Genomic DNA, 1418 nt, shown 5'->3' with positions numbered 1-1418 from the left:
CGAGGAGCTGACCCGCCGGCTCGACGACACCCGCCGGGAGCGGGACGGGCTCGCCGCGGAACGGGACCGGCTGCGCGCCGCGGCACCGGAGCCGGGCCCGGCCCGGATGCATCCCGACGACCTCGCGGCCCTCGCGGCCGCGGTGCGGGGGTGAGGCCCGGCGGCCGGCGACCGGGACGGCCGGGCTGCTGGAACTGACCACCGCGCCGGAGCTCGCGACCGGGGTGACGGTGCTGGTGCCGGCCCTGTTCGCCGTGCTCGCGCACGGCTGACCTCAGCCGCCCGGGACCGCCCCGGGACGGGTGGTGGCCGGCGGCGGTGTGCACACGGTGCCCGCCGCCGGGAGCGTGGTGTCGAGCAGCGTGGCCTCCACCGCGGCGTCGACGCAGGGGTCGGTGCCGTACGAGCCGTGCCCGACACCCTCACGGGTCAGCAGGACCGCCTGCTCCAGGGTGTCGGCCGTCCGCTCCGCCCAGGTGTGGGGGGTGACCGGGTCGAGCCGGCCGCCGACCACCAACGCCGGCGGGGCGCCCGCGCCGGTCAGCGGCGCGGTGACCCGGTCGGTGTTCGGCGCGGGCCACACCGCGCAGGCCAGCGCGCTGTAGGCGGCGCGGGTGCCGATCCGCGGTGCGTGCTCGACCGCCCGCTCGGCGGCCGCGGTGTGCGCGCCGACGTCGGCCGGGGTGCTCCAGTCCGCGCAGCGCACCGCGGTGTGCTGCTCCTGCGTCGCGGTCGGGACACCGAACGGTGAGACCGTCAGGGTGCGGTAGAGCAGGTGGGCGAGGGTGCCGTCACCCTGCTGCGCGGTCGTCAGCGCCGTCGTCAGCACCGGCCAGAGGGCGCGGTCACCCGCTGCGCCGCGGGCGGTCTCCAGCAGCATCGCGCCGTCGACGACGCCGGCCGGGGTGAGACCCTCCACCGCCCGGGCCGGGGCGGGGCTGCGTTCCAGACCGGCGACGAGGGCGTCGAACGCGGCGGCCGGGTTCCCGTCGCCGAACGGGCAGGCAGCGGTGCCCTCCGCGCGGCAGGTGTCGAACCAGGCGTCGAGGGTCCGCTCGCTGGCGACGGCGACCTCGTCGAGGAACTCCAGGGAGTCCCCGGTCCACAACGTGGTGTCGACGGGCGCATCGAGGACCATCTGCCGGACCCGGTCCGGGAACAGGGTGGCGTACATCGGGCCGACGACGGTGCCGTAGGAGATGCCGTAGTAGGTGATCGTCTTCTCGCCGAGCGCGGCGCGGAGCCGGTCCAGGTCGCGGGCGACGTTGTCGGTGGACAGGCTCGCCAGGAACGCCGGGGTCCGGTGCGCCGCGCAGCCCTCGGTCAGCGCCCTCGCCTCGGCGATCAGCGTCGGCAGCGGGGCGCCGCCGGGGACGGCGGGGTCGGCGGCGGTGCTCGCGGCGGCCGTGGCGCGCTCG

At 77.8% G+C, this 1418-nt stretch carries 1 protein-coding gene; it reads right to left on the bottom strand.

Annotated features, from left to right (window positions below):
* Positions 1-274: 274 nt before the first annotated feature.
* The coding region (locus NH602_RS30820) for an alpha/beta hydrolase (protein WP_253069687.1) at positions 275-1418 on the bottom strand (1144 nt) is incomplete at its 5' end.

It is taken from the genome of Pseudonocardia sp. McavD-2-B, assembly GCF_024124365.1.
Taxonomy (GTDB): domain Bacteria; phylum Actinomycetota; class Actinomycetes; order Mycobacteriales; family Pseudonocardiaceae; genus Pseudonocardia; species Pseudonocardia alni.
This window is presented reverse-complemented; position numbering and strand designations above follow the sequence as displayed.